Annotated in this window: 3 protein-coding genes and 1 pseudogene; 1 reads left to right on the top strand and 3 read right to left on the bottom strand. The window is 69.1% G+C overall.

Features of this window, described 5'->3' with window-relative positions:
* Positions 1 to 354, top strand: a pseudogene (locus BRAS3809_RS09185) (hypothetical protein); the annotation flags it as partial.
* Positions 355 to 375: 21 nt separating this feature from the next.
* Here BRAS3809_RS09185 and BRAS3809_RS09180 read toward each other — a convergent pair.
* From BRAS3809_RS09180 to BRAS3809_RS09170, 3 genes are read right to left on the bottom strand one after another with little or no spacing between them, the layout of a single operon-like run.
* The gene (locus BRAS3809_RS09180; protein ID WP_008961809.1) at positions 376 to 1,356 is read right to left on the bottom strand and encodes a PDR/VanB family oxidoreductase; all 981 of its coding nucleotides are present in this window, start codon (positions 1,354 to 1,356) and stop codon (positions 376 to 378) included.
* An 11-nt stretch (positions 1,357 to 1,367) separates the two neighbouring features.
* Positions 1,368 to 2,123, bottom strand: a complete 756-nt coding sequence (locus BRAS3809_RS09175; RefSeq protein ID WP_008961808.1) for a GntR family transcriptional regulator — start codon at positions 2,121 to 2,123, stop codon at positions 1,368 to 1,370.
* Positions 2,124 to 2,128: 5 nt separating this feature from the next.
* On the bottom strand, positions 2,129 to 3,172 hold the full coding sequence (locus BRAS3809_RS09170; RefSeq protein WP_008961807.1) for an aromatic ring-hydroxylating dioxygenase subunit alpha: 1,044 nt from the start codon (positions 3,170 to 3,172) through the stop codon (positions 2,129 to 2,131).
* Positions 3,173 to 3,207 lie beyond the last annotated feature (35 nt).

Raw genomic sequence — 3,207 nt, 5'->3', positions numbered from 1 at the left:
CCGCCGCCGCTCAGTCCGGCCGCCGCCGAGCTGGCCGCGGCCGACGCCGCCGAGACAATCGCCGACGCCAATCTCGATGCCGCGCTGGCGGCGAACGAGAAGGCCGTCGCCGAGCGCAGCGCCGCCGAGGCGCTTGCGAAGGCCAATCCGAGCCCGGCCTCGATCGCCGCGGCGAAGGCGGCGGTCGAGGCCGCCCACATCGCGGAGGCCAACCTCACCGACGCGCTGCTCGCCGACAAGGACGCCGATGCGCGCCTGAAGGCGGCGCGGGCGGCGGTGGCCGCCGAGCAGAGCGTCCGCAAGCCCGGCACCAAGCCGCAGGCGGCAATGCCGGTGAACCTGGCCGACAAATAGCCGGCCAAGGTTCAACAAGGCTCAGAGCGCGTCGGCGCGCTCCAGCGTATCGATCGTCACCACGCCATGGGCGCGCGAGACGCAGGCGCACAGCTTGCGGCTCTCATGCTTCTGCTCGGCGCTGAAGAACACGTCGCGATGGTCGATCTCGCCCTCGACCTCGACCACGTCCACCGCGCAGACGCCGCACTCGCCGCGCCGGCAATCGGCCATGACCTCGTGACCGGCGGCATTGAGCACGTCGAGCATCGAGCGGTCGCGCGGCACCACGATCTCCTTGCCGGAGCCGCGCAGGCGAACCTTGAACGGCTCGGTCGCGAGCCGTCCGCTCGAGCCGAACGTCTCATAGCTGAGATCGGCCGGCGCGCGGCCGCACGCCGACCAGGCGCTGCGCGCGGCATCGAGCATGCGCATCGGCCCGCAGAACAGCACCGCCGTGCCGGCCGGCAGGCTGGCGAACAGGCCGGCAAGATCCAGCCGCTGCGCCTGATCCGCAGGATAGATCGTGAGCCTGTCGCCAAGCACGGCGGCGAGCTCATCGGCATAGGCCGCATCACCCAGCGACCTCACGGCATAATGCAGCGACACGTTCGGCGTCTTGCGCAACAGCGCCTGCGCCGCACCGACCAGCGGCGTGATGCCGATCCCGCCGGCGACGAGGCAATAATGGGGATACTGCCAGTCGACCTGCAGGAGCGAGGTCGGGCTGGCGACGTCGAGCCGGGCGCCCGGCTGCAGCGACCACAGATAGCGCGAGCCGCCGCGGGAATCCTCGGCATGGCGCACCGCGATCCGATAGCCGCGCGGATCGGCCTCGCCGACCAGCGAGTAGGAGCGCACATCCGGCTGGCCGCCGATCAGGACGCTCACCTTGATGTGGCTGCCGACCGGATAGGGCGCGCAGACATAGCCGTCGGGCCGCAGGATGAACTCGCGAATTCCCGGCGCGAGATCGCGCGTCGCCGCCAGCGTCGCCGTCGTCCAATGGTCCTGGAAGCGCATGATCGTCTCCGTCAGCTCGCGTTCGACGCCTTGATCAGCACGGCAGCCGGCACGAGATCCATCGGCCCGCGCGCCTTGACGGCCAGCCGCAGGTTGCGCGCGGCGAGCCGGGCATGCTCGCGCATGATTCCCTCGGCACGCGCGCCCTCGCGGTTCTCGATCGCATCGATGACGATGCGGTGATGCTCCTGCGCGACCACCAGGATGTGCCGCGCCTCCGGCAGCGCCGATTGCGCCATCACGAAGCCGCTCGGCGAAGCGAAGGGCAGCGCGCTGGCGCGATCGACCTGGCGGATCACCGGCGGGCTGCGCGACAGCTCGGCCAGCAGCGCGTGAAAGCGCGCGTTCAGCGCGACATAGGCGGAGAACGCATCGAACGAGATCTCCTGCGGCGCGATCAGCTCGTCGATCTGGGCGAGGCACTCGCGCATCGGCTCGGTGTCGCGCACGGAGACGCCGCGCTCGGCGGCGAGCCGCGCCGCCAGACCTTCCAACGTGCCGCGCACCTCGATGGAATCGAGCACGTCGCGCTCGGAGAACGATTTCACCATGAAGCCGCCGGACGGAATGGCTTCGAGCAGCCCCTCCTCCTCCAGCCGCACCAGCGCCATGCGCACCGGGGTGCGCGACACGCCGGCGGCCTCCACCGCCTGCAGCTCCGAGATCCGTTCGCCGGGGCGCAAGCCGCCGGTCAGGATCAGGTCGCGCAGCGTGAGCTGCGCCCGGACGGTCTGCGAGATCGAGCGCTCATTGTCACGCTCTGCCATTCCATTCACTCCGCGGCTTCGCGCAGCGGCGTTTCACGCGCGATCATCCGGTCGATGATCCGCCGTGCCCACATCGCCCCTGCATCGATGTTGAGATTGTAGAAAACGCGTCCCGGATTCTCGTCCATCGCGCGCTGCTGCGCCTCGAGGATCAGCTCGTCCTCGCGGAAGATACCGGACACGCCTTCGCGGATCTCGGTCGTCAGCCGCTGCTCGGAGAGCTGGTAGTTGCGGGCGAAGGCCCAGAAATAATGGCAGGTCTTGTCGGTCTCCGGCGTGATGGTGTTGAGCACCATGCCGTTGACGCCCTGCGAGCGATCGCCCTCCGGCGCGCCGGTCCCGGTCGGCGCCACGCCGACGTCGATCGTCACGGTGCACGGCGCCTCGAAACGGATGATCTGCCAGCGGTCGACCAGACCGGGCTTGCCGAGCTGCTTGGCCCAGAACGGCGGCGGCTCGATGCCGCGCATCCAGCGCGTCACGGTCGCAGTGCGCTCGCCATGGGTGACGTCGAACGGCGCTTCCGCCACCGCGTCATTGCCGATCGACGAGCCGTGCACGAAGGTCTCGTGCGTCAGGTCCATGAGATTGTCGACGACGAGGCGGTAGTCGCACTTCACCTGGATGGTCTTGCCGTCGCCGGCCCAGGCCGGATCGTGATTCCAGTGCATGTCGGGGATGGTGGCCGGATCGGCCAGCGCCGGATCGCCCATCCACAGCCAGACGAAGCGGTGGCGCTCGACGGCGGGATAGGCGCGCACGCAGGCGGAGGGATTGATGGTCTCCTGCGAGGGCATGTAGGTGCAGCGGCCCTGCGGACTGAACTTCAGGCCGTGATAGCCGCAGACCACGGTGTCGCCTTCGAGCCGGCCCTTCGACAGCGGCACAAGACGGTGCCAGCACGCATCCTCGAGCGCGGCGATCGTGCCGTCGGACTTTCGGTACATCACGACATGCTTGCCGCAGATCGTGCGCGGCAGAAGAGCCTGCTTGATCTCGGCGTCCCAGGCTGCGGCGTACCAGGCGTTCATCGGGAAGGAAGCGGCCATCGCGGGTCCTTTATCGGTATCTCGGTATACTCTTG

It is taken from the genome of Bradyrhizobium sp. STM 3809, from assembly GCF_000239795.1.
GTDB lineage: Bacteria > Pseudomonadota > Alphaproteobacteria > Rhizobiales > Xanthobacteraceae > Bradyrhizobium.
This window is presented reverse-complemented; position numbering and strand designations above follow the sequence as displayed.